This window comes from Methylobacterium sp. Leaf99, assembly GCF_001422375.1.
Lineage (GTDB): Bacteria > Pseudomonadota > Alphaproteobacteria > Rhizobiales > Beijerinckiaceae > Methylobacterium.
Genome location: NZ_LMMU01000013.1, coordinates 36,573 through 56,406, shown reverse-complemented (window position 1 = coordinate 56,406; position 19,834 = coordinate 36,573). Strand labels below are relative to the sequence as shown.

Here is a 19,834-nt window from a genome sequence, read left to right as displayed (position 1 = left end):
CCGGGCGTCAGGTCACCTCGAACCAGCCCCACAATCCGGTGTCGAACCGCTCCAGCACCGTCGAGCCGATGACCCAGCGGCCGGGATTGTCGGCCTTGAAGGCGATGCGGGCGGTGCGGCCTTCGAGGAGCTGGAAGGTGTCGAGCCAGTAGGGCTCCCAGCCGTCGTCGAGGGGGTGGAGCAGGCGGAAGGAATGGCCGTGCAGGTGGAGCGCCTGGGGGAAGGCGGTGTCGTTGCGCAGGGCCAGCACCACCACCTGTCCGCGCTTGACCGTGAACAGGGGTGCCACCCCGGCGGTGCCGGCGGCGCCGTTGACGGCCCAGACCTTCGCCGCGTCGCCCGTATAGACCGGCTCGGCCGCCGGCTTGTCCTTGTCGATGCGCGCCCCGCCCGTCAGCACCACGTCCCGGCGTAGCGCGTTCTGCAGCTTCACCTCCGCCGGCAGGAGCTTGTTCTCGCCGATGGGACCGATGGCACCGCGCTTTCCCGTCACCGGCTCGCCCCCGGTGGTGAGGGTGGCGAGCGCCAGGCCGTTGCCGACGAGCGCCGTGATGCTGCCCGCGGCGCCGACCTCCGCCGGCATGTCGAGCATCAGGTCGTAGCGGGTGCCGGGCGGGAACGGCAGGGTGGCGCGCAGGGGCTCGAACGTGTCCGTGGGCTGGCCGTCCACCGCCGCGACGTAGACCTTGAGGTTGTCGAAGCGGATGCGGGTACCGCGGGCGTTGCAGGCGTTGGCGAGGCGCAGGCGCACCCGGCTGCCCGGCCGGACGGGGACCGCATCGGGCGCGGGCTTGCCGTTGACGGTGACGAGGTTGCCGAGGCGCCCCGAACTCGCCGCGAAGGCCGTCTGACCGAAGGGCAGCAGGGTGCCGTCGTCGGAGAGCCGCCAATCCTGCATCAGCACCGTGAGGTCGTGGTCCACGGCGGGCGGCGCCGTCTCCTCGACCACGAGCATGCCGGAAAGCCCCCGGCCCGACGGCTCGCTCGATCCGCCGATCACGAGGGGCCGGATCAGGAAGCTGCCGGCGTCGGGGGGCGCGAACGCGTAGGTGAAGTCGCCCCCCGGCGGGATCGGCGCCTGGGTGAGGCTGCCCACACCGTCCATGGGGTTCTGGTTGCGCACGCCGTGCCAGTGCAGGGAGAGCGGCTTGTCGGTCTTGTTCTCGACCCGAAGGCGCACGGTTTCGCCGAGCCTGACCCGCACCACCGGCGGAACGGTCGTACCGTCGAAGGACCAGACCGGGGTCACGACCGCCGGCTCGGGCTTCAGGCGGGTCGTGCCGGGCCCAGCGCTGAGGGGCCGCGCCGGGGCCTCGGGCTTCGATTCGGATTTCACCTCGGGCGCGGGCTTCATCGGGGAGCCCGATCTTGCCGGCGCCTGGGCGGCCGCCGCCGTCGATCCGAGGGCCAGGGCCGCGACGCTACCGAGCAGGGTCCGGCGCGAGAGCGCCGGCTCGGGGAGCGCCGATCCGGCGGCGGGCGACGGGGAACGATGCGGCATGACACCTCTGGCGGGCGGCGGGAACGGTCGGTCGAAAACGCCCGCGCCGCTTGTAGACGCCGGGCCGGAGCGCGCCAACCGGCGTGCCGGACCGCCGGTCCGGAGGCGGACCCACACGGAATCGCACACCCCGACTTTTTTTGCTGCGGCCCGTTGTGCCCGTGCTATAGGACCGCGCTCTGGCGGCGGGATGCGCGCCGGAGGTCGTCGCTTGCGGGCGTGGCGGAACTGGTAGACGCGCTGGTTTTAGGTACCAGTGTCGCAAGACGTGGGGGTTCGAGCCCCTCCGCCCGCACCAGTCCATCGCCGTTGGGAACGGATTGGCTCACCGCGATTGGCCGGCCGGGCCCGCCGTTGCGATTCGGCCTTCGGTTCAGCGTGACATTCTGGCGCCGATCTTCCTCCCGCCCGGTCAACGGGTGGTGGGGACCGACCGAATTTGACGCCATCACACGGACGACAGCGGAAGAACGACCATGCAGGTGACCGAGACACTCTCCCAGGGGCTGAAGCGCGAGTTTCAGGTATCCCTTGCCGCGCATGAGCTCGAGGAGCGCCTGAACAGCGAGCTGTCGACCCTCAAGGACAAGGCTCAGATCAAGGGCTTCCGCCCCGGCAAGGTGCCGGTGGCCCACCTGCGCAAGCTCTACGGCCGCTCGGTGATGGCCGACGTGCTGCAGAACGCCGTCAACGAAGCCAACCAGAAGATCGTCCAGGACAACAACCTCAAGCTCGCCCTCGAGCCCAAGGTCGAGTTCCCCGGCGAGCAGTCCGTGGTCGAGCGGGCGCTGGACGCCAAGGCCGACCTGTCGTTCAACGTCGCGCTCGAAGTGCTGCCGACGTTCGAGCTCGCCGACCTCTCCGACGTCAGCCTGACCAAGCTGGTGGCCAAGCCCTCCGACACGGAGGTCGACGAGGCCATCACCCGCATGGCGTCGTCCAACCGCAGCTTCTCGGCCCGCGACGAGGGTGCCGCCGCCGAGACCGGCGACCGGGTCACCATCGACTTCGTCGGCCGCATCGACGGCGTCGAGTTCGAGGGCGGCAAGGGCGAGGGCATCGACCTCGAACTCGGCTCGGGCCAGTTCATCCCCGGCTTCGAGGAGCAGCTCGTCGGCGCCAAGGTCGGCGAGAACCGCGTGGTGAAGTCGACTTTCCCCGAGGCCTACGGCGCCGAGGCGCTGGCCGGCAAGGACGCCGAGTTCGACGTCACCGTCACCGCCATCCAGGCGCCGGGCGAGACCAAGATCGACGACGAGCTCGCCAAGGGCTTCGGCATGGAATCCCTCGACAAGCTGAAGGAGGCGGTCTCCACCGCCATCGGCGGCGATTTCGAGGCGCAGTCCCGGCGCAAGCTCAAGAAGGAGCTCCTCGACGCCCTCGACACCAAGTACGCGTTCGAGCTGCCCCCCAGCCTCGTCCACCAGGAATTCGCCGCCGTCTGGGCCCAGGTCGAGCAGGACCTCAAGACCCGCGAAAAGACCTTCGCGGACGAGGGGACCACCGAGGAGAAGGCCACCGCCGAGTACCGCAAAATCGCCGAGCGTCGCGTGCGCCTCGGCTTGGTGCTTGCGCAGGTCGGTGAGACCGCCGATATCAAGGTGAGCGACGACGAGGTGAACCAGGCGCTGATCGCCCGGGTCCGGCAGTTCCCCGGCCAGGAGCAGCAGGTCTGGGACTTCTACCGCAAGAACGCCCAGGCGCTTGCCGAGCTGCGTGCGCCGATCTTCGAGGAGAAGGTCGTCGACCATGTGCTCGGGCAGGTGAAGCTCGTCGAAGAGCCGGTCTCGAAGGAGACGCTGTTCGCCGACGAGGACGAATCCGAGGCATCCGAGGGTGCGTCCAAGACCGAGTCCGGCAAGGACAAGACCGAGTCCGGCAAGGACGAGACCGTTTCGACCGGAAGCGACGAGGCCCTGCCTGCCGTCGCCAAGGCCGACTGAGCCCGGTGCTCCTTTCGAGGGCGGCGGGCGGAAAGTAAGGCGGCGTTCATCGCCGCCGGAGTTCGCTGAAACGTCCGGCCCGCGCCCGATTCGCGGCGCGGCCGGACCCCTTGAAGCCTGGGGCACGTGATGATGAGAGATCCGGTCGACTATTATAACTCCGCGCTCGTGCCCATGGTGGTCGAGCAGTCGAGCCGCGGCGAGCGTGCCTTCGACATCTATTCGCGCCTGTTGCGCGAGCGCATCATCTTCCTCACCGGTCCGGTGGAAGATTACGGCGCCTCGCTCATCGTGGCGCAGCTTCTCTTCCTTGAGGCTGAGAACCCGAAGAAGGAAATTTCCTTCTACATCAACTCGCCCGGCGGCGTGGTGACCTCGGGCCTGTCGATCTACGACACGATGCAGTTCATCCGCTGCCCGGTCACCACCCTCTGCGTCGGCCAGGCCGCCTCCATGGGGTCGCTCCTGCTCACCGCCGGCGAGCCCGGGCACCGCTTCGCCCTGCCCAACGCCCGCATCATGGTGCATCAGCCGTCCGGCGGCTTCCAGGGCCAAGCCACCGACATCCTGATCCACGCCCGCGAGATCGAGGCCCTGAAGAAGCGCCTCAACGAGATCTACGTGAAGCACACGGGGCGCGACTACGACACCATCGTCCAGGCCCTCGAGCGCGACAACTTCATGACGGCCGACGCCGCCAGGGAATTCGGCCTCATCGACGAAGTGATCCAGAAGCGTCCGGAACCCGCCGCCGCCTGAACCCTGCGCGAGCCGGGCCCTCACGTGGGTCCGGCCGCGTCGTTTCGAGGCGGGACGGCGTCCTTGCCTTGATCCGGACGCGGCAGCGTGCTTGCATCGTCAGTCTGATCCGAACCGGCAGATGCGCGCAGGTGACTGTTTCTTTAGGACGACGCCATTAAATTCGAAGGATGCGTGTGCGCCCCGGACCGGTGCCATGCCCGCGAACGGAGACCGATATGAGCAAGACTGGCGGCAACGACTCGAAGAGCACGCTGTACTGCTCGTTTTGCGGCAAGAGCCAGCACGAGGTCCGCAAGCTGATCGCGGGCCCGACGGTGTTCATCTGCGACGAGTGTGTCGAACTGTGCATGGACATCATCCGCGAGGAATCCAAATCCTCCCTGGTGAAATCCCGTGATGGCGTGCCCACGCCGAAGGAGATCCGCCGCGTCCTCGATGACTATGTCATCGGTCAGGACTTCGCGAAGAAGGTTCTCTCCGTCGCGGTCCACAACCATTACAAGCGCCTCGCCCATGCCTCGAAGCACAACGACGTCGAGTTGGCGAAGTCGAACATCATGCTGATCGGGCCGACGGGCTCGGGCAAGACGCTGCTCGCGCAGACGCTGGCCCGCATCCTCGACGTGCCGTTCACCATGGCGGACGCGACGACCCTGACGGAAGCCGGTTACGTCGGCGAGGATGTCGAGAACATCATCCTCAAGCTGCTCCAGGCGTCCGACTACAACGTCGAGCGGGCGCAGCGCGGCATCGTCTACATCGACGAGATCGACAAGATCTCCCGCAAGTCGGACAACCCGTCCATCACCCGTGACGTGTCGGGCGAGGGCGTGCAGCAGGCGCTCCTGAAGATCATGGAAGGCACCGTCGCCTCCGTGCCTCCGCAGGGCGGCCGCAAGCATCCGCAGCAGGAGTTCCTGCAGGTCGACACCACGAACATCCTGTTCATCTGCGGCGGCGCCTTCGCGGGTCTCGAGCGCATCATCTCGGCCCGCGGCAAGGGCACCTCCATCGGCTTCGGCGCCACGGTGCAGGCGCCCGACGACCGCCGCACGGGCGAGATCTTCCGCAACGTCGAGCCCGAGGATCTGCTGAAGTTCGGCCTCATCCCCGAGTTCGTTGGCCGCCTGCCCGTGCTGGCGACCCTGGAGGACCTCGACGAGACCGCCCTCAAGCGGATTCTCCAGGAGCCGAAGAACGCCCTCGTCAAGCAGTACCAGCGCCTGTTCGAGATGGAGAACGTCGACCTGACGTTCCAGGACGAGGCCCTGTCCATGGTCGCCCGCAAGGCCATCGAGCGGAAGACCGGCGCCCGCGGCCTGCGCTCGATCCTGGAGACCATCCTGCTGGAGACGATGTACGACCTGCCCGGCCTCGAATCCGTCGAGCAGGTGGTGATCGGCCCCGAGGTCGTCGACGGCAAGTCGCGCCCCCTCTACATCCACGGGGACCGCAACAAGGAAGCCCCGGCCAGCGTCAGCGCCTGAGCGCTGCCTGACCTTGTCCGGTCCGCGTCATGATGGGCCGGACCGGGGCGGATGCTTGAAAACATCCGCCCCCGCTTCCATCTGAATTCTCAAGCGCGATGGCCGCACGCTCGCCTTTCGAGGTGCGGTGTCCCGCCGCCAGCCGCCCTTTTTACGATGCTTCCGACCCCTTCGCGGCCCGGTCGGCCCTGGCAGGTCATTTGCTCCCCGGAGGAGTGACCGCCCGGCGTCCATCATGAGGAAGTCCGACATGACTCAACCGAAATCGCGCCAGCCCGTCGTTCCGGGCTCGACGGGCGCCTACGCCGTCCTGCCGCTCCGCGACATCGTCGTGTTCCCGCACATGATCGTCCCGCTCTTCGTCGGGCGCGAGAAGTCGATCCGCGCCCTCGAAGAGGCCGTGCGCACGGACCGCCACATCCTTCTCGCCACCCAGATCAACGCCAGCGACGACGATCCGGCCACCGACGCCATCTACAAGATCGGTACCCTCGCCAGCGTGCTCCAGCTCCTGAAGCTGCCCGACGGCACCGTGAAGGTGCTGGTCGAGGGCGCCGGGCGCGCCAAGATCACCCACTTCAACAAGTCGGACTCCTACTACGAGGCGGAAGCCGAGACCCTGACCGACGAGCTCGGCGACAGCGTCGAGGCCGAGGCCCTCGCGCGCTCGGTCATCGCCGAGTTCGAGAACTATGTGAAGCTCAACAAGAAAATCTCGCCGGAGGTCGTCTCCGCCGTCACCCAGATCGACGAGCCCTCGAAGCTCGCCGACACCGTTGGCTCGCACCTCGCCGTCAAGATCGCCGACAAGCAGGCGATCCTCGAGATTCCCACGGTGGCCCAGCGCCTCGAGCGCGTGCTGTCGCTGATGGAAAGCGAGATCTCCGTGCTCCAGGTGGAGAAGCGCATCCGGACCCGCGTCAAGCGGCAGATGGAGAAGACCCAGCGCGAGTACTACCTCAACGAACAGATGAAGGCGATCCAGAAGGAGCTGGGCGACTCCGAGGACGGCAAGGACGAGCTCGCCGAGCTCGAAGAGAAGATCGAGAAGACCAAGTTCACCAAGGAGGCCCGCGACAAGGCGGTGGCGGAGCTGAAGAAGCTGCGCCAGATGTCGCCCATGTCGGCGGAAGCCACCGTCGTGCGCAACTACCTCGACTGGATGCTCGGCATCCCGTGGGGCAAGCGCTCGAAGATGAAGAAGGATCTTCTCGGCGCCCAGGTGATGCTCGACGAGGACCATTTCGGCCTCGACAAGGTCAAGGAACGCATCGTCGAGTATCTGGCCGTGCAGCAGCGGGCCAACAAGCTCACCGGTCCGATCCTGTGCCTCGTCGGTCCCCCCGGCGTCGGCAAGACCTCCCTCGGCAAGTCCATCGCCAAGGCGACGGGCCGCGAGTTCGTGCGGATGTCGCTGGGCGGCGTTCGCGACGAGGCCGAGATCCGCGGTCACCGCCGGACCTATATCGGGTCGATGCCCGGCAAGATCGTCCAGTCCATGCGCAAGGCCAAGACCTCCAACCCGCTCATCCTCCTCGACGAGATCGACAAGATGGGCATGGATTTCCGGGGCGATCCCTCGGCGGCCCTGCTGGAGGTCCTGGACCCTGAACAGAACTCGACCTTCAACGACCACTACCTCGAAGTCGATTACGACCTGTCGAACGTGATGTTCGTCACCACGGCCAACACGCTGAACATCCCCGCGCCCCTGATGGACCGCATGGAGGTGATCCGCATCGCCGGCTACACCGAGGAGGAGAAGCTCGAGATCGCGCGCAAGCACCTGATTCCGGGTGCGGTCAAGAAGCACGGCCTCGACGTCAAGGAGTGGCAGATCGACGATGCCGCCCTGCTCATGCTCATCCGCCGCTACACGCGGGAAGCGGGCGTGCGCAACCTGGAGCGCGAGATCTCCAACCTGATCCGCAAGGCGGTGAAGGAGATCCTCATCACCAAGGTGAAGGCGGTGGCCGTCACTGAAGAAAACTTGCCGGTGTTCCTCGGCGCGCCGAAGTTCCGCTACGGCGAGATCGACGAGGAGGATCAGGTGGGCGTGGTCACGGGTCTGGCCTGGACCGAGGTGGGCGGCGAACTGCTGACCATCGAAGGCGTCATGATGCCCGGCAAGGGCAAGATGACGGTCACGGGCAACCTGCGCGACGTGATGAAGGAGTCGATCTCGGCTGCGGCGAGCTACGTCCGCTCGCGGGCCGTCGATTTCGGCATCGAGCCGCCGCTGTTCGAGCGCCGGGACATCCACGTTCACGTTCCCGAGGGGGCGACCCCGAAGGACGGTCCGTCCGCAGGCATCGGCATGGCCACCGCCATCATCTCCACCCTCACGGGCATCCCCGTGAAGAAGGATGTGGCGATGACCGGCGAGGTCACCCTGCGCGGCCGGGTACTGCCCATCGGCGGCCTCAAGGAGAAGTTGCTGGCGGCGCTCCGCGGCGGCATCAAGACGGTGCTGATTCCGGAGGAGAATGCCAAGGACATCGCCGAGGTGCCCGACAGCGTGAAGAACGGGATGGAGATCATCCCGGTCTCGCGGATGGATCAGGTCCTGAAGCACGCCCTGGTGCGGGTGCCCGAGCCCATCGAGTGGGAAGAGCCGGCTCCGCCGGTCCGCCCGGTCATCGGCGAGGACGAGACCGCCACGGTCATCGCGCACTGAGCCGCTGAGACGTCGGAAAGGCCCCGGGGGAGATTCCGGGGCCTTTCTCTTGCGCGTCCTGCGGCTTGCATGGCAGCGGCGGCTTCGTTACGAAGCGGCGCGTCCGGGCGGTTAGCTCAGTTGGTAGAGCGTCTCCTTTACACGGAGAGGGTCGGCGGTTCGAGCCCGTCACCGCCCACCACCGATTTCCAAAAGCTTACCGGACATGGCGAAGGCCCGCTGGCGCCGTTCCCCCGGTAAAACGTCGGGATGGTGTCGCGGTGTCTGACGTCATCGACGCTACGGGTTTTGGATGCCGTCTCGTTCCAGCCACTGTGACTGATCCAGCAGCCGGACTCTAAGATCGGGCGCGTGGCTCAGTGACGCTCGCGCCTGAAACACGAAAGCCGCGCTGATCTGGGCTTTCGGCGCACGAAACCTATTTCCCTTCTCTGAATCTCGCTCGGACCGAGCAGCCGCACGAACGAGCGCCCGCCATGGGCGCGCCGGAGCGTGAGGAAGTTGCTGCCCGATCACCTACCACTTCTTTCTTCTCTCCATGGATGCTCCCATGCCCCGCTGGTTCCTCGCCTTTGTTGCCGCTGTCGCGACCCTCGCGGTGATCGGCGCGTTCCTGTTCCTCGGCAGCGGGGCGACGAAGAACACCACGCCGATGCCCGAACCAGGGGTGAGGGAAACCACCAAGTAGGCAGCGCACCTGATACCTCCGGGCGTCTGTCTTGCAGAAGCGACGGATCATAAAAAACCCGCCGCGGCGTGTGCCGGGCGGGTCGGGGATATTGAGCGAAGCGGGTTGAGGCCTCGCGTAGGGCTTCCTCTGTTCCACTCCGCTATGAGCGGGACAGGGCCGTGACCGAAGTGCTTATCGGCCGCCGCCGTTGGCGCTGCTGTTGGGGATCGCCTGCTCGGGCCGTGCCGCATTGCCGCCGGCCGCCGAATTGGTCGTGACCGTATCGGCACCGGTGGCCCCGCGGGAGATCGCGATGTTGGCGTCGTTGCCGGTGCTGTTCGGCTCGCTTTGGATGACGGTACCGGTCCGGCCGGGCTCGCCCGAAGGACCCGATTGGGCGAAGGCCGGAGCGGCGGCGAGCAGGGCGACGCCGATGAGGAGAACGATTTTCACGGGAATGCTTTCGTTGGACGCGGCAGCGAACCGGCTGCCGACGTTGTTGCATACGGCAAGTCCCACCGATGCCAACGGTTTCCCACGACCTGTGTCACACCCCCGGGCAACCTGCGCGGGCAGCCGGGGATGTGCGGGCATCGATCGTTCGACTTACGGGTTCCGGCTGATCATTTCGGCTTGTCGCCGGGACCCCAGCCGCGCGTCTTGATGATCTGTACGATCTTCGTCTGCATCTCCGGCATCAACCCCTGCATCCACTGCGTCGTGCCGGTCATCTGGGCCTGTGCGAGCTGGGGTTGGGCCGCCGCGAGACGTCGGCCGGCGGGCGAGCCGTAGAACGTTCCGATGGCCTGAAGATCCTCCTTGGTCAGGACGCCCGCGAAGCTGCGCGCCTGGATGTCGAGGAGCTCGTCGTAGTGGGCCGTCAGCAACGGAAGCACGGCTTCCTTGACGATGACCTGCGCCCGGTCGGCCTCCTTGATCCCCATCTGCTGCATCATGCCGGCCATGGGCGCGGCCATCGCGTTCAGGGTGGTCGTGCGATCGCCCTGCATCTGAGCCACGACGTCGCGGGCGACCTTCAGGGTCGCAGGGTCCGACGCCGGCTGGGCGACGGGCGCGGCTGGTTGTGCGAGCGCGGCGGAGGGGAGGGGTAGACACAGGCACAGGCCCGCGACGATCGGGGTGATGCGACCAAGGTGATTCGGCAAAAGCGTTCCTCCGGTGATGCGAGACAGGACAGATAGGGCTGCCGCCGGGAAAGGCCCGTCGCGTGGCCCGGAAGCGACATCCCGCCGGCTTGCGGAGTGGGCCCCGGGCGCCATGTCGCCCGCGGCAACGCGGTTGCCCGATCCCCGCTCCCCTGGGGCGTGATTTCTCCGCAGGACGCTTTCCCCACAGGACGCTTTCCCCACAGGACGCTTTCCCCACAGGACGCTTTCCCCACAGGACGCTTTCCCCACAGGACGCATGACAACCTACTTCACGGCCGACACGCATTTCGGCGATGCGCCCCTGGTCCAGCGCCGCCGGACCACCTTCGCCTCCGTCGAGGCCCATGACGAGGCCCTCGTCGCCCGCTGGAACGCCATCGTGGGCGTCAACGACGCAGTGTGGCACCTCGGCGATTTCACGGCCGGGGCCAGTCGCGCGCATTGCGCAGCCGTGTTCGGCCGTCTCAACGGCACCAAGCGGCTTGTCCGGGGCAACCACGACACCAACCGGGTCCTCGAGCTGCCCTGGACGGAACCACCGGTGGAGAACGCCCGGATCACGGTGGAGGATGGCGAGGGGCAGGCGTGGCGGCTGTTCCTGTCGCACTATCCCCACCGGTCATGGCCGGGGTTCTGGCGCGGAACCCGCCATCTCTACGGCCACACCCACGCCTGCCTGCCCGATACCAGCCGCGCCTGCGATGTCGGCATGGACGCGTGGGACTACCGCCCCGTCGACCTTGCCACCCTGATCGCCCGCCAGGATGCCGCCGAGCAGGCACCGGAGGAAATGGCCCTGCGCGGTCTGCGCTGACGCCGGGGCCGGCCCGTGGGCCAGCCGCTGCCGGTCGAGTGCCGGAGACCCGGCGCGGCAACGCTCTTCGAGGATTGGATTGACCCAAGGATGGGGGACGGGCAGAGGGGCGGCGGTTCGCGCTCACCACCATCCACCGACGTTCGCAGAGGATAGCCCGCCATGACCGAACCGCGCGGCTTTCCGACACCATGGCTCGTCGTCGAGAAGGCGGAGAGTTTCTGCGTCGAGGACGCCGTGGGTCTCGCCGTTGCCTGGACCTATTTCTCCGACGACGCGGCGGCGCGCACGGCGCGGGGCCTGATGACCCGCGACGAGGCGCACCGGATCGCCAAGGCCGTGGCGATGATCCCGGAGATGCGGACCATCATCCGCACCCTGCAGGACGGCCTGTCCGAAGCCGAGGCGTCGGAGGGCTGACGCCGGTCAGCTGCCTGCGAGCACCAGGGCCCAGAAGCGCTTGTAGCGCGTGCCCGGCGCATCGACACGGGCAATGCCGACGCGCTTGAGCTGCGGCATCAGCATGTTCCTGTTGTGCTCCGGCGATGCCTTCCAGCGCGTCAGCACCTCGTCGAAGGTGTTCGAACCCGCGCTGAGATTCTCCGCCGCGTAGGCCCGGCCGAACCCGGCCTCCGCCATGCGCGCGTTGAAGGTCCCGCCGATCTCGTGACTGAGGCGGCCGGCCTTGGCGTTCGAGGCGGCCTGATACGAGGCGGCGCGGATCAGGCTCGTGTCGATCACCACCGGCCCGAGGCCATGCTGCGCCCGGTAGCGTGAGATCGCCACCGCCGCCGCCTGCTCGTCGAGGATCACGACCTGGGTCGGTGTGTCGGGTGCGAGGAGGCTCGGGCTTCCGCAACCGGCGAGGATCAGGGTCAGCAGGGTGGCCTGAACGCGGGCGGCGTGGCGAAGGGGGGCGTGCATGGGCTCGGGCGTCCGGAACGGTCTGGAATCGCCTCAGCCCATCGGGGGCCGATGCGGCCAAAACGCGGCATCGCCCGTTCGGCCGGTCCGGTTCGTCCGCCGCGTGGCGCGCGGGCCACGCCCGGTTTCAGATCCGGGTGCCGGGGTCCCGCAGGGGAGCACCGCAGCGCCAGCCGGTGATGCGATAATCCGGGTGCGTCCCGACCCAGCGCGCCAGTTGCGGCTGGGCCACGTGCTGGCAGGCGCGCGCATCGACGACATCCAGGGCAAGGCGCCGCGCTTGGCACGTATCCGGCGCGTTGGCCATGCAGGCCGTGAAGTAAAGGAAGAAGAACCCCGGCATCGTCCACCCTCCGCAAGATGCGTGCGAGAGAGCTTAGGATTCCCGAAAGCGAAAGCGAGCCGACGAAGGGACGCCGATCGTCGCATGGACCGGATCGAGGTCACCGAGACCCTGGTCCGAAGCACCGAGAGTGGGGAAAGAAAAGTGGCGCGGGCGACGGGACTCGAACCCGCGACCTCCGGCGTGACAGGCCGGCACTCTAACCAACTGAGCTACGCCCGCGTGGCGTCGAAGACCATCTGCTCGGAGCGGACGTTGCCGCCGGGCGGAACCGGACCTTCGGAATGTCGTGTGAAAAGTGGCGCGGGCGACGGGACTCGAACCCGCGACCTCCGGCGTGACAGGCCGGCACTCTAACCAACTGAGCTACGCCCGCGTGGCGTCCCGCCTCGTCTCCGCTGCGGTGTCGGGGGTTTAGGTTCGACCACCGGGGCTGTCAAGCAGTCTGCTGCGGCATTCCCGCAGATCGTTTTGCGGGGCCGCATCCCCGCAAATCCGCACGGGCCCGCGACGCCACGATGGGAACACCCGGCCGGCGGGACGGCTTGTCCGTTCGTCTGTCCTGCCGGGGAGGGTGCCCATGTTTCGTGTCCTGCGCACCCTCGGCCTCGCCTTCGGTGTCCTCGCCGGCATCGTCGGCGCGCAGGGTCCGGAGTTCGCCCAGCAATACGGCCAGCGCCTCGCCGGGACCGTCGACGAGCTTCGCCGCGTGGTCGCCGGGTTCGAGGCCGATGCCACGGCGACGGGACACACGCGGGACAGCGCCATCGCCCGCCTGCGCGGCGATCCCGATGCCCTCGTCGCCCGGCGCGGCGCGGCGGCGCGGGCCGATCTCGACCGCCTCGCCGGCCTGACGGCACGGCAGGCGGCCCTCGAAACGGCCGGGGGCCCCCTCGGCCGCCTCGCCGCCCTGATCCGCGACCCCGACCTCGGCCTCGCACGGGCGACGTATGAAGATTACCGCCCCGCGATCCCGACGACGGCCGACGGCCTCGTCGCCGGGTTCCTCGGATTTCTGGCCGCCTGGGCGGGATGGCGGGTCCTGTGCGACCTCGGACGCCGCCTGTTTCGCCGCCGGGCCAGTGCCGTGACCGCCTGAAGCGTGTCCGCCGGGGCACAGGTGTTGCACGGCATCTACAGCCCGACCCGGATGAGTGCACTACGACTGGCGCCGTAGCGCGCGGGCGAACTCGCGGCGCCGGTCAACGGCTGACAGTCGCAATCATGGTGCGTGCGTCCCATCCTTCCGTCGATCCGGCCGTCGATGCCGCGGCGCTCCTCCGGCGCGTCGGGTTCTTCGGCCTGTTCGTCCTCGTGCCGGTGACGACGCAGATGGGCCGGCGCGCGGCGGTGATCCTGGCGCCCATCGCCGTGGTGCTCCTCGTTCTGGCCAGCGCCATCGACGGCAAGTCCGGACCGTGGCGGCCCGCCGCCCTCCGCCTTCTGCGGAACCCGGCCTTCCTCGCCGGCCTCCTCGTCGTCCTGTGGGCGGCCCTGTCCCTGGTGTGGACACCGTTTCTGGACCTCGCCGCCGAGCGGCTGCTCAACCTGATCGCGACGATTCTCCTGACCGTCGCCGGCTACCTCGCCCTGCCGGAGCGCATGCGCTCGGCCAACTTGTATCTCCTGCCCGTGGGCACGGCCGCCGCGGCCCTCGTGGCGATCCTGCTCGGCCTGTTCGCGCATCACCTCCCCGGCACGCCGGGGGAGATCGACGGGACCCTCGACCGGGGCCTGACCCTCCTGGCGCTCATCGTCTGGCCGGCGGTGGCCTGGCTGCGTTCCCGCGGGCGCGACCTCGAATCCCTCGGCCTCGCGGTTCTCACGGCGGTCGCCCTCGTGATCTCGCCCAATCTTCTCCACCTCGCGGCGCTGGCGGTGGGGGCGGCCGGCTTTGCCCTCACGAGCCTGCGGCCGACCCTCGGCGTGCGCGTGGCGAGCCTCGGCGCGGCGACCCTCCTCGTGGCGGCACCCCTGCTCCCGTTCCTGGCGCGGCCCGTGGCCTCGGCCCTGTTCGGCACGACGGCGCCCGGTACCCTGTCCCTCAAGGCGTGGCAGAAGATCGTCACCGGCGAGCCCATGCGCCTCGTGACCGGACACGGGTTCGAGACCGCCCTGCGCGGGCGCATCGTCAACCTGCTGCCGGCCAATGCCCCCACCACCCTGCTGTTCGAGTTGTGGTACGAACTCGGGATCGTCGGCGCCTTCGCGGCGGCCTTCGCCCTCCGGGCCGCGATCCGGCGCAGCGGGCGCGGCACGCCCGTCCTCGTCCCCGGTGCCATGGCGGCGTTCGCCGCCGCCTTCACCATCGCGTGCATCGGCGTCGGCCTGACGGTGATGTGGTGGCTGACGACCCTGACGGTGGCGATCCTCGCCTTCGTCGCCGTGGCGCACGGGCAGTTCCGCACCCGGCGCCCCAAGGCGAGCCAGCTCGCCCGTCACGAAGCGCCCTGACGGCGCCCCTCGACCATCAGCCGTCCGCGCGGGCCTCGATGGCGGTCATGTCGCTGTCCGACAGACCGAAATGGTGCCCGATCTCGTGGACGAGGACATGGGTGACGAGGTGCCCGAGGGATTCCTCGTGTTCGGCCCAGTAATCGAGCAGGGGGCGTCGGTAGAGCCAGACCTGATTCGGCATCTGGCCGGTGGCGAAGTCGCCGCCCTGCGCCAGTCCGATCCCGCGGAACAGGCCGAGCAAATCGAATTCGCTGTCGCACTCCATCTCCGCCAGGGTGTCGTCGTCGGGAAAATCCTCGACGTGGATGATCACCCCCGGGCACAGGGCGCGAAACGCTCGCGGCAGGCCCGCGAACGCCGCGTGGGCCAGGGCCTCGATGTCGCCGAGGGAGGGGGCGTAGCGCCCGGCCCAGTCGTCCTCCGGTCCGGCCCCTGCGGGCACGACGCTCACCGGACCACCGGCAGGACCCGCTCGGCGAGGAAGCCGGCGAGATCGCTGGTGATGTGGTCGATATGCGCTTCCTGGACCGCCGCCTGCTCGAATGCCTCCCGGAACGGATCGAGGGTGCGGGGGACCACCAGCACAGTCGCCATGCCGATCTCGTGGGGCACGACGAGGTTGCGGGCGATGTCCTCGAACAGGGCCGACCGGCGTGGCTCGACGCCGTGCCGCAGGAGGAAGCGCTCGTAGGTCGAGCGCTCGGGCTTGGGCACGAAGTCGGCGTCGGCGATGTCGAAGACGTCCTCGAAATGATCGAGGATGCCGAGCTTGCGCGCCACATTTTCCGCGTGCCGCCGCGACCCGTTGGTGAGGATCAGCTTGCGGCCGGGCAGGTTTTCGATGGCGGTGCCGAGGGCCGGATCGAGGCTGATGGTCGAATGGTCGATGTCGTGGGCGAAATCGAGGAAGTCGTGCGGGTCGATGGCCGCCTCGGTCATCAGCGCCTTCAGGGTCGTGCCGTAGCGGTGGTAGAAGTACTTCTGCAGGGCGCGGGCCGAGAGGCCGTCGAGACCGTAGAGGCGCATCACGTAGAGGGTGATGCGCTCGTCCACCTGGGGCCAGACCCGCGCGTCGCTCGGGTAGAGCGTGTTGTCGAGGTCGAACACCCAGGTGTCGACCTGATCGAACCCACGGGACCGGACGGAGGTGAAGTGGGTTTCGCCGGGAAGGAACAAGGCGGTTCGACTTCGATGCGGGCCGGACGATCCGGCTGGGCTGCCTAAGATGGGACGCGAAACCGAAAAGGGAAGCTTTACGGTTCCGCACCATACCGCGCGTGCCGCCTCGCGGAATCCGCTTGCCCGTATGGAACGGGGTGCGGAAGAGGCGCGAAGCGAGCACGTCCCCCCTTCGCGTGGCCGCTGGGCCTATACTGCGATCAGTTGCCTTTGTTTTCGTCAATTTCAGGCAGAATTTGCGTAGCATTCATGCACTGATGTCTGAGGTTGCAGTTTCCTGCGACGGATTGCGACCAGACAAAGGGCGGTCAACATTTAACGTGCCGTACACGATCGGCGGGTTATTCAAGCTCGTTCGGTCTGCTATGGATGCCAGACCGGGGAACCGCAGCAAGCCGGGAGAGATCCGTTGCTCGCCCAAGACTTCAAGAATTTCTTCGACACCTCCCGGCGTCAGGGGGTCATCCTGTCCTTCGGCGGAGACCTGTCGGAGAACGTCCTGTTCTCGCTGGGCGAGGTCCTGAAGCTTCGCATGAGTCAGGACGCGGCGGATTCGAGCGTCACCAAGCGCGTGTTCGGAATCTTCGTCGAGCAGGCGCAGAACATCATCCGCTACTCCGCCGACAAGGTTGCAGAGCGATCCGCCTCCGGCGGCATGATCAGCGCCGGCATGATCGTCGTGGGCGTCGAGGCCGGTCGCTTCTACGTCGTGTGCGGCAACGAGGTGCCGGATTCCGACGTCCCGACCCTGCGCGCGCGCCTCGACCATCTGGCGACACTGACGGGTGACGAATTGAAAGCGTTCTACCGGGAGAAACTTCGCCAGCCGCCCGACGAGGGGAGCCTCGGCGGCAGCATCGGCCTCATCGAGATCGCCCGCCGGTCGAGCGCGCCCGTCGAGTACGATTTCCAGGAACTGGGCGGCGGGCGGAACTTCTTCTGCCTCAAAGCCTACATTTGAGCGGCGCCGGACCGATGGACACCATCAGCCTTCCCGCCACCGAGCGGTCGCCGCGCGTCGATTTCGATTTCGATGGCGGACGCCTGGCCCTGCGCGGCGAATCCTATCCCGAGGATGCCGCCGCCTTCTACGGGCCCCTGCTGCAGGCCCTGAAGGGGCACCTCGCCACGGCCGCCGCCGATCCCATCGTGTTCGAGGTCGGTCTCGCCTACTTCAATTCCTCCAGCGCCAAGGCGCTCATGAACCTGTTCATGCCCCTGGAGGACGCCGCCGCCGAGGGCCGTCCGGTGACGATCCGCTGGCTCTACGCCGATGGCGACGAGACCATCGCGGAGGCCGGCGAGGACTTCGCCGCCGACTTCTCCCATGCCCGATTCGAGATGGTGCAGGAGCCCGCATGAAAGCGGTGGCCCAATCCGACGCCGACCCGGCCGTTGACGCCTTCAGCCTCTACGATGCCGAAGAGGCGGTGATCCGACAGGCCGAGGCCATGCTGGCGGGGCTTTCGGATGCCGCCGCCGGCGTGAATGCCCTGGCGGATGCCTACCGGCGCGGCTACCGCGAGCAGCGCCGCCTCGTGCGCATGAGCGACCGGATGCAGCTCGATCTGCAGCGCGCCAATCAATGTCTTGCCGAGCAGCGCCGCGATCTCCAGACCCTCAACGAGGCCCTGTCCAAGGAGATCGAGCATCGGACGCGCCTCGAAGCCGAACTGCGTCGGCTCGCCGACACCGACAGCCTGACCGGCGCCCTGGCCCGGCGCCGGTTCATGGAGATCAGCGCCCGCGAGTGGGAGCGCCACCGGGGCGGCGCCGATCCGATCTGCGTTCTGATGCTCGACCTCGACCGGTTCAAGCTCGTCAACGACAGCTTCGGCCATGCCGTCGGCGACGCGGCCCTCGTCGCCTGCGTCGCCGCCTGCCGGGCGAACCTGCGCCCGCGCGACATCATCGGGCGCACGGGCGGCGAGGAATTCGCCGTCCTGCTGCCGGAGACCGGCCTCGGCTACGCCCTCGACGCCGCTGAACGCCTGAGGGGCGCCGTGGCGTCGGCACCGGTGGAGGCGCCGGGCGAGGGCGTCGCCCTGTCGGTGAGCATCGGCGTGGCGCAGGCGCGGCGGGGCGAATCCCTGGAGAGCGCCCTGCAGCGCGCGGATGCGGCGCTCTACGCGGCCAAGGACGACGGGCGCGACCGTGTCCGAACCGCCCCCGGCGAGGTTTCGTCGTGACCCCCGAGGTTGCGCCGGCGGCCGAGGGCCCTCCGGTACGGCGCGGCGGTTCCCTGCGCGGGGCGGGACCGCGCCGGAGCCGCGATTTCCTCGACGCCGCCGGCTTCGCCGATGTGCCGCAGGCCGGACGCGCCGACGGCGCGACGATGCGGCCCGGCTCCCTGCGCGGCTCGGCCCGGGGACGCGACCTCGACAGCCTGGCCCACACCCTGTTCCTGCGGATTTATCCCGTTATCGCCATCGTGGTCCTGGTCACCCAGATCGGCATCGCCTGGCTGAACTACAGCGATCAGATCCGGCTCTACACCGAGCGGGCGAACCTCCTCGCGGCCCTCACCGCCAGCGCGATGGCACGGCCGGACTGGGGCGCCCAGCCCGAGATCTACCGCCATCAGATCCAGGCGCTTGCCCGCGATCCGGCCTTCCGGGCGGTGATCCTCCGCGACGCGTCGGGCGCCGTGGTCACGACCCTCGGCGACATGCCGCGCGGCCGGGCCTGGGACCTCATCGTCGCGCAGGCCGACCTCGTCGCCGCGCCGGAGGCCAAGCCCGTCGGACACCTCACCCTGGCCATTTCCGCCGAAGCCCTGCGGGGGAACGCCCAGAAGCAGGCCCTGCTGGCCCTCGTCACCAGCATCATCCTGATGCTGGCCTTCGTGGTGACCCTCCATGCCAACGTGCGCCGGCACGTGCTCGCCCCCCTGAAGCGCCTGCTGGTGGCCATGCGCGAGGTCGAGCACAAGAGCTGGGTCACCGTCGAGACCGGGGCGCGCTTTCGCGCCAGCAACGAGATCGACGTGATCTCGCAGGCGTTCAACCGCATGGTCGAGGGCCTGCGCACGGGCGACGAGGCCAAGCAGCTCCTGACGGAACTCGAAACCGCGCACGCCAAGCTTGCCGCGGCCAACGGCCTCGTCATGGAGAGCATCGGCTACGCCCGGCGTATCCAGAGCTCGGTCCTGCCGGATCGCGCGGCCCTCGCCGGAACCGGCCTCGAGGTCGGCGTCCTGTGGGAACCGCTCCATGTCGTCGGCGGCGATTATTTCTGGCTCGAGGAGATCGACGGCCTCGGCATCGTGGTCGTGGCCGACTGTACCGGACACGGCGTGCCGGGCGCGTTCCTGACCCTCATCGTCGCCACCGCCCTCGACCGGATCCTGCATGAGCGGCGACTGCGCGACCCCGTCGAGATCCTGCGTGTCCTCGACGACATGGTCCGGGTGCAGTTGCGTCAGGACGGCCGCGGGGCGGAATCCGACGACGGCCTCGATTGTGGTGTCTGCATCTGGGATCGGGAGAAGGCCGAGCTGCGCTTCGCCGGCGCCGGTCTGGCGCTCACCAGCATCGCCGACGGGACCGCGACCCGCATCCGGGGGGCCAAGCGCGGCCTCGGCTATCCCCTGCGGCCCGGCGACGGATTCGCCGTGACCGAGACCGTCGTGTCGGTCTCGCCCGGGACGACATTCTACCTGATGACCGACGGCATCACCGACCAGATGGGCGGGCCGAGGCGACAGCTTCTCGGCCATCGCGGGGTCGCCGACATCCTCGGCGCACACCAGGATATGCCGCTCGCCGGGCAGATGACGGCCCTGGAGCAGGCCCTGACCCGCTACCGAGACGGAGAGGGGCGCCGTGACGACATGGCCCTGGTGGCGTTCCGCCCGGCGCGGTCTCCGGCCCCGTAGCCCGCCCCGCCGTCGTTGGCGGGGCGGGCTA

General features: G+C 68.4%; 20 protein-coding genes and 4 tRNA genes. 15 read left to right on the top strand and 9 right to left on the bottom strand.

Features of this window, described 5'->3' with window-relative positions; all coding sequences use genetic code 11:
* Positions 1–7 precede the first annotated feature (7 nt).
* A complete protein-coding gene (locus ASF28_RS20655) occupies positions 8–1,501 on the bottom strand; it encodes a multicopper oxidase family protein (protein ID WP_056097223.1) in 1,494 nt (497 codons plus the stop codon).
* Positions 1,502–1,714: 213 nt separating this feature from the next.
* Here ASF28_RS20655 and ASF28_RS20650 point away from each other — a divergent pair.
* The 7 genes from ASF28_RS20650 (at position 1,715) to ASF28_RS22795 (ending at position 9,058) form a co-directional block, all read left to right on the top strand.
* Positions 1,715–1,799 (top strand) — tRNA-Leu (locus tag ASF28_RS20650).
* Between the two features lie 178 nt (positions 1,800–1,977).
* A complete protein-coding gene (tig, locus tag ASF28_RS20645; protein ID WP_056097222.1) occupies positions 1,978–3,444 on the top strand; it encodes a trigger factor in 1,467 nt (488 codons plus the stop codon).
* 132 nt (positions 3,445–3,576) lie between these two features.
* Positions 3,577–4,203: an ATP-dependent Clp protease proteolytic subunit gene (locus ASF28_RS20640; protein WP_056097293.1), complete on the top strand. Its 627-nt coding sequence runs from the start codon at positions 3,577–3,579 to the stop codon at positions 4,201–4,203.
* Positions 4,204–4,421: 218 nt separating this feature from the next.
* A complete protein-coding gene (clpX, locus tag ASF28_RS20635; RefSeq protein ID WP_056097220.1) occupies positions 4,422–5,693 on the top strand; it encodes an ATP-dependent Clp protease ATP-binding subunit ClpX in 1,272 nt (423 codons plus the stop codon).
* Between the two features lie 250 nt (positions 5,694–5,943).
* Complete coding sequence (lon, locus tag ASF28_RS20630) at positions 5,944–8,370, top strand: endopeptidase La (RefSeq protein WP_056097218.1); 2,427 nt, start codon at positions 5,944–5,946, stop codon at positions 8,368–8,370.
* Positions 8,371–8,475: 105 nt separating this feature from the next.
* Positions 8,476–8,551, top strand: a tRNA-Val gene (locus ASF28_RS20625).
* 369 nt (positions 8,552–8,920) lie between these two features.
* The gene (locus ASF28_RS22795) at positions 8,921–9,058 is read left to right on the top strand and encodes a hypothetical protein (RefSeq protein WP_157085677.1); all 138 of its coding nucleotides are present in this window, start codon (positions 8,921–8,923) and stop codon (positions 9,056–9,058) included.
* A 174-nt stretch (positions 9,059–9,232) separates the two neighbouring features.
* On the opposite strand, the gene ASF28_RS20620 is transcribed toward ASF28_RS22795, so the two are convergent.
* Positions 9,233–9,493, bottom strand: a complete 261-nt coding sequence (locus ASF28_RS20620) for a hypothetical protein (RefSeq protein ID WP_056097216.1) — start codon at positions 9,491–9,493, stop codon at positions 9,233–9,235.
* 170 nt (positions 9,494–9,663) lie between these two features.
* Positions 9,664–10,206 carry a DUF2059 domain-containing protein gene (locus ASF28_RS20615; protein WP_244475100.1) on the bottom strand — a complete coding sequence of 181 codons (543 nt, stop codon included), beginning with the start codon at positions 10,204–10,206 and terminating at the stop codon, positions 9,664–9,666.
* A 259-nt stretch (positions 10,207–10,465) separates the two neighbouring features.
* Between ASF28_RS20615 and ASF28_RS20610 the strand changes: the two genes are divergently transcribed.
* Entirely contained in the window at positions 10,466–11,023 is a 558-nt protein-coding gene (locus ASF28_RS20610) for a metallophosphoesterase (RefSeq protein ID WP_056097214.1), read from the top strand.
* Between the two features lie 162 nt (positions 11,024–11,185).
* Positions 11,186–11,443 carry a hypothetical protein gene (locus tag ASF28_RS20605; protein ID WP_056097212.1) on the top strand — a complete coding sequence of 86 codons (258 nt, stop codon included), beginning with the start codon at positions 11,186–11,188 and terminating at the stop codon, positions 11,441–11,443.
* Positions 11,444–11,449: 6 nt separating this feature from the next.
* Here the strand turns inward: ASF28_RS20605 and ASF28_RS20600 are convergent, their stop codons facing one another.
* From ASF28_RS20600 to ASF28_RS20585, 4 genes are all read right to left on the bottom strand, one after another.
* Positions 11,450–11,947: a CAP domain-containing protein gene (locus ASF28_RS20600; protein ID WP_056097210.1), complete on the bottom strand. Its 498-nt coding sequence runs from the start codon at positions 11,945–11,947 to the stop codon at positions 11,450–11,452.
* A gap of 127 nt (positions 11,948–12,074) precedes the next feature.
* Positions 12,075–12,290, bottom strand: coding sequence for a hypothetical protein (locus tag ASF28_RS20595; RefSeq protein ID WP_056097207.1), 216 nt, complete (start codon positions 12,288–12,290; stop codon positions 12,075–12,077).
* Between the two features lie 145 nt (positions 12,291–12,435).
* Positions 12,436–12,512 (bottom strand) — tRNA-Asp (locus tag ASF28_RS20590).
* 77 nt (positions 12,513–12,589) lie between these two features.
* Positions 12,590–12,666 (bottom strand) — tRNA-Asp (locus ASF28_RS20585).
* A 204-nt stretch (positions 12,667–12,870) separates the two neighbouring features.
* On the opposite strand from ASF28_RS20585, the gene ASF28_RS20580 reads away from it, so the two are divergent.
* Positions 12,871–13,389, top strand: a complete 519-nt coding sequence (locus ASF28_RS20580) for a DUF2937 family protein (RefSeq protein ID WP_056097206.1) — start codon at positions 12,871–12,873, stop codon at positions 13,387–13,389.
* Positions 13,390–13,514: 125 nt separating this feature from the next.
* Positions 13,515–14,744, top strand: a complete 1,230-nt coding sequence (locus tag ASF28_RS20575) for a hypothetical protein (RefSeq protein ID WP_056097204.1) — start codon at positions 13,515–13,517, stop codon at positions 14,742–14,744.
* Positions 14,745–14,760: 16 nt separating this feature from the next.
* On the opposite strand, the gene ASF28_RS20570 is transcribed toward ASF28_RS20575, so the two are convergent.
* Together ASF28_RS20570 and ASF28_RS20565 are read right to left on the bottom strand one after the other, a co-directional pair.
* A complete protein-coding gene (locus tag ASF28_RS20570) occupies positions 14,761–15,189 on the bottom strand; it encodes a metallopeptidase family protein (RefSeq protein WP_056097289.1) in 429 nt (142 codons plus the stop codon).
* Between the two features lie 5 nt (positions 15,190–15,194).
* Positions 15,195–15,923: a pyrimidine 5'-nucleotidase gene (locus ASF28_RS20565; RefSeq protein WP_056097202.1), complete on the bottom strand. Its 729-nt coding sequence runs from the start codon at positions 15,921–15,923 to the stop codon at positions 15,195–15,197.
* Between the two features lie 412 nt (positions 15,924–16,335).
* On the opposite strand from ASF28_RS20565, the gene ASF28_RS20560 reads away from it, so the two are divergent.
* Genes ASF28_RS20560 through ASF28_RS20545 form a run of 4 tightly spaced genes read left to right on the top strand, consistent with a single transcriptional unit; the run spans position 16,336 to position 19,803 of the window.
* The gene (locus tag ASF28_RS20560) at positions 16,336–16,887 is read left to right on the top strand and encodes a SiaB family protein kinase (protein ID WP_056097200.1); all 552 of its coding nucleotides are present in this window, start codon (positions 16,336–16,338) and stop codon (positions 16,885–16,887) included.
* 14 nt (positions 16,888–16,901) lie between these two features.
* The gene (locus ASF28_RS20555; protein ID WP_056097198.1) at positions 16,902–17,288 is read left to right on the top strand and encodes a DUF1987 domain-containing protein; all 387 of its coding nucleotides are present in this window, start codon (positions 16,902–16,904) and stop codon (positions 17,286–17,288) included.
* Positions 17,285–18,115: a GGDEF domain-containing protein gene (locus ASF28_RS20550; RefSeq protein ID WP_056097197.1), complete on the top strand. Its 831-nt coding sequence runs from the start codon at positions 17,285–17,287 to the stop codon at positions 18,113–18,115. Before ASF28_RS20555 ends, ASF28_RS20550 begins: the two co-directional genes overlap by 4 nt.
* On the top strand, positions 18,112–19,803 hold the full coding sequence (locus ASF28_RS20545) for a SpoIIE family protein phosphatase (protein ID WP_056097195.1): 1,692 nt from the start codon (positions 18,112–18,114) through the stop codon (positions 19,801–19,803). Before ASF28_RS20550 ends, ASF28_RS20545 begins: the two co-directional genes overlap by 4 nt.
* Positions 19,804–19,834: the final 31 nt, after the last annotated feature.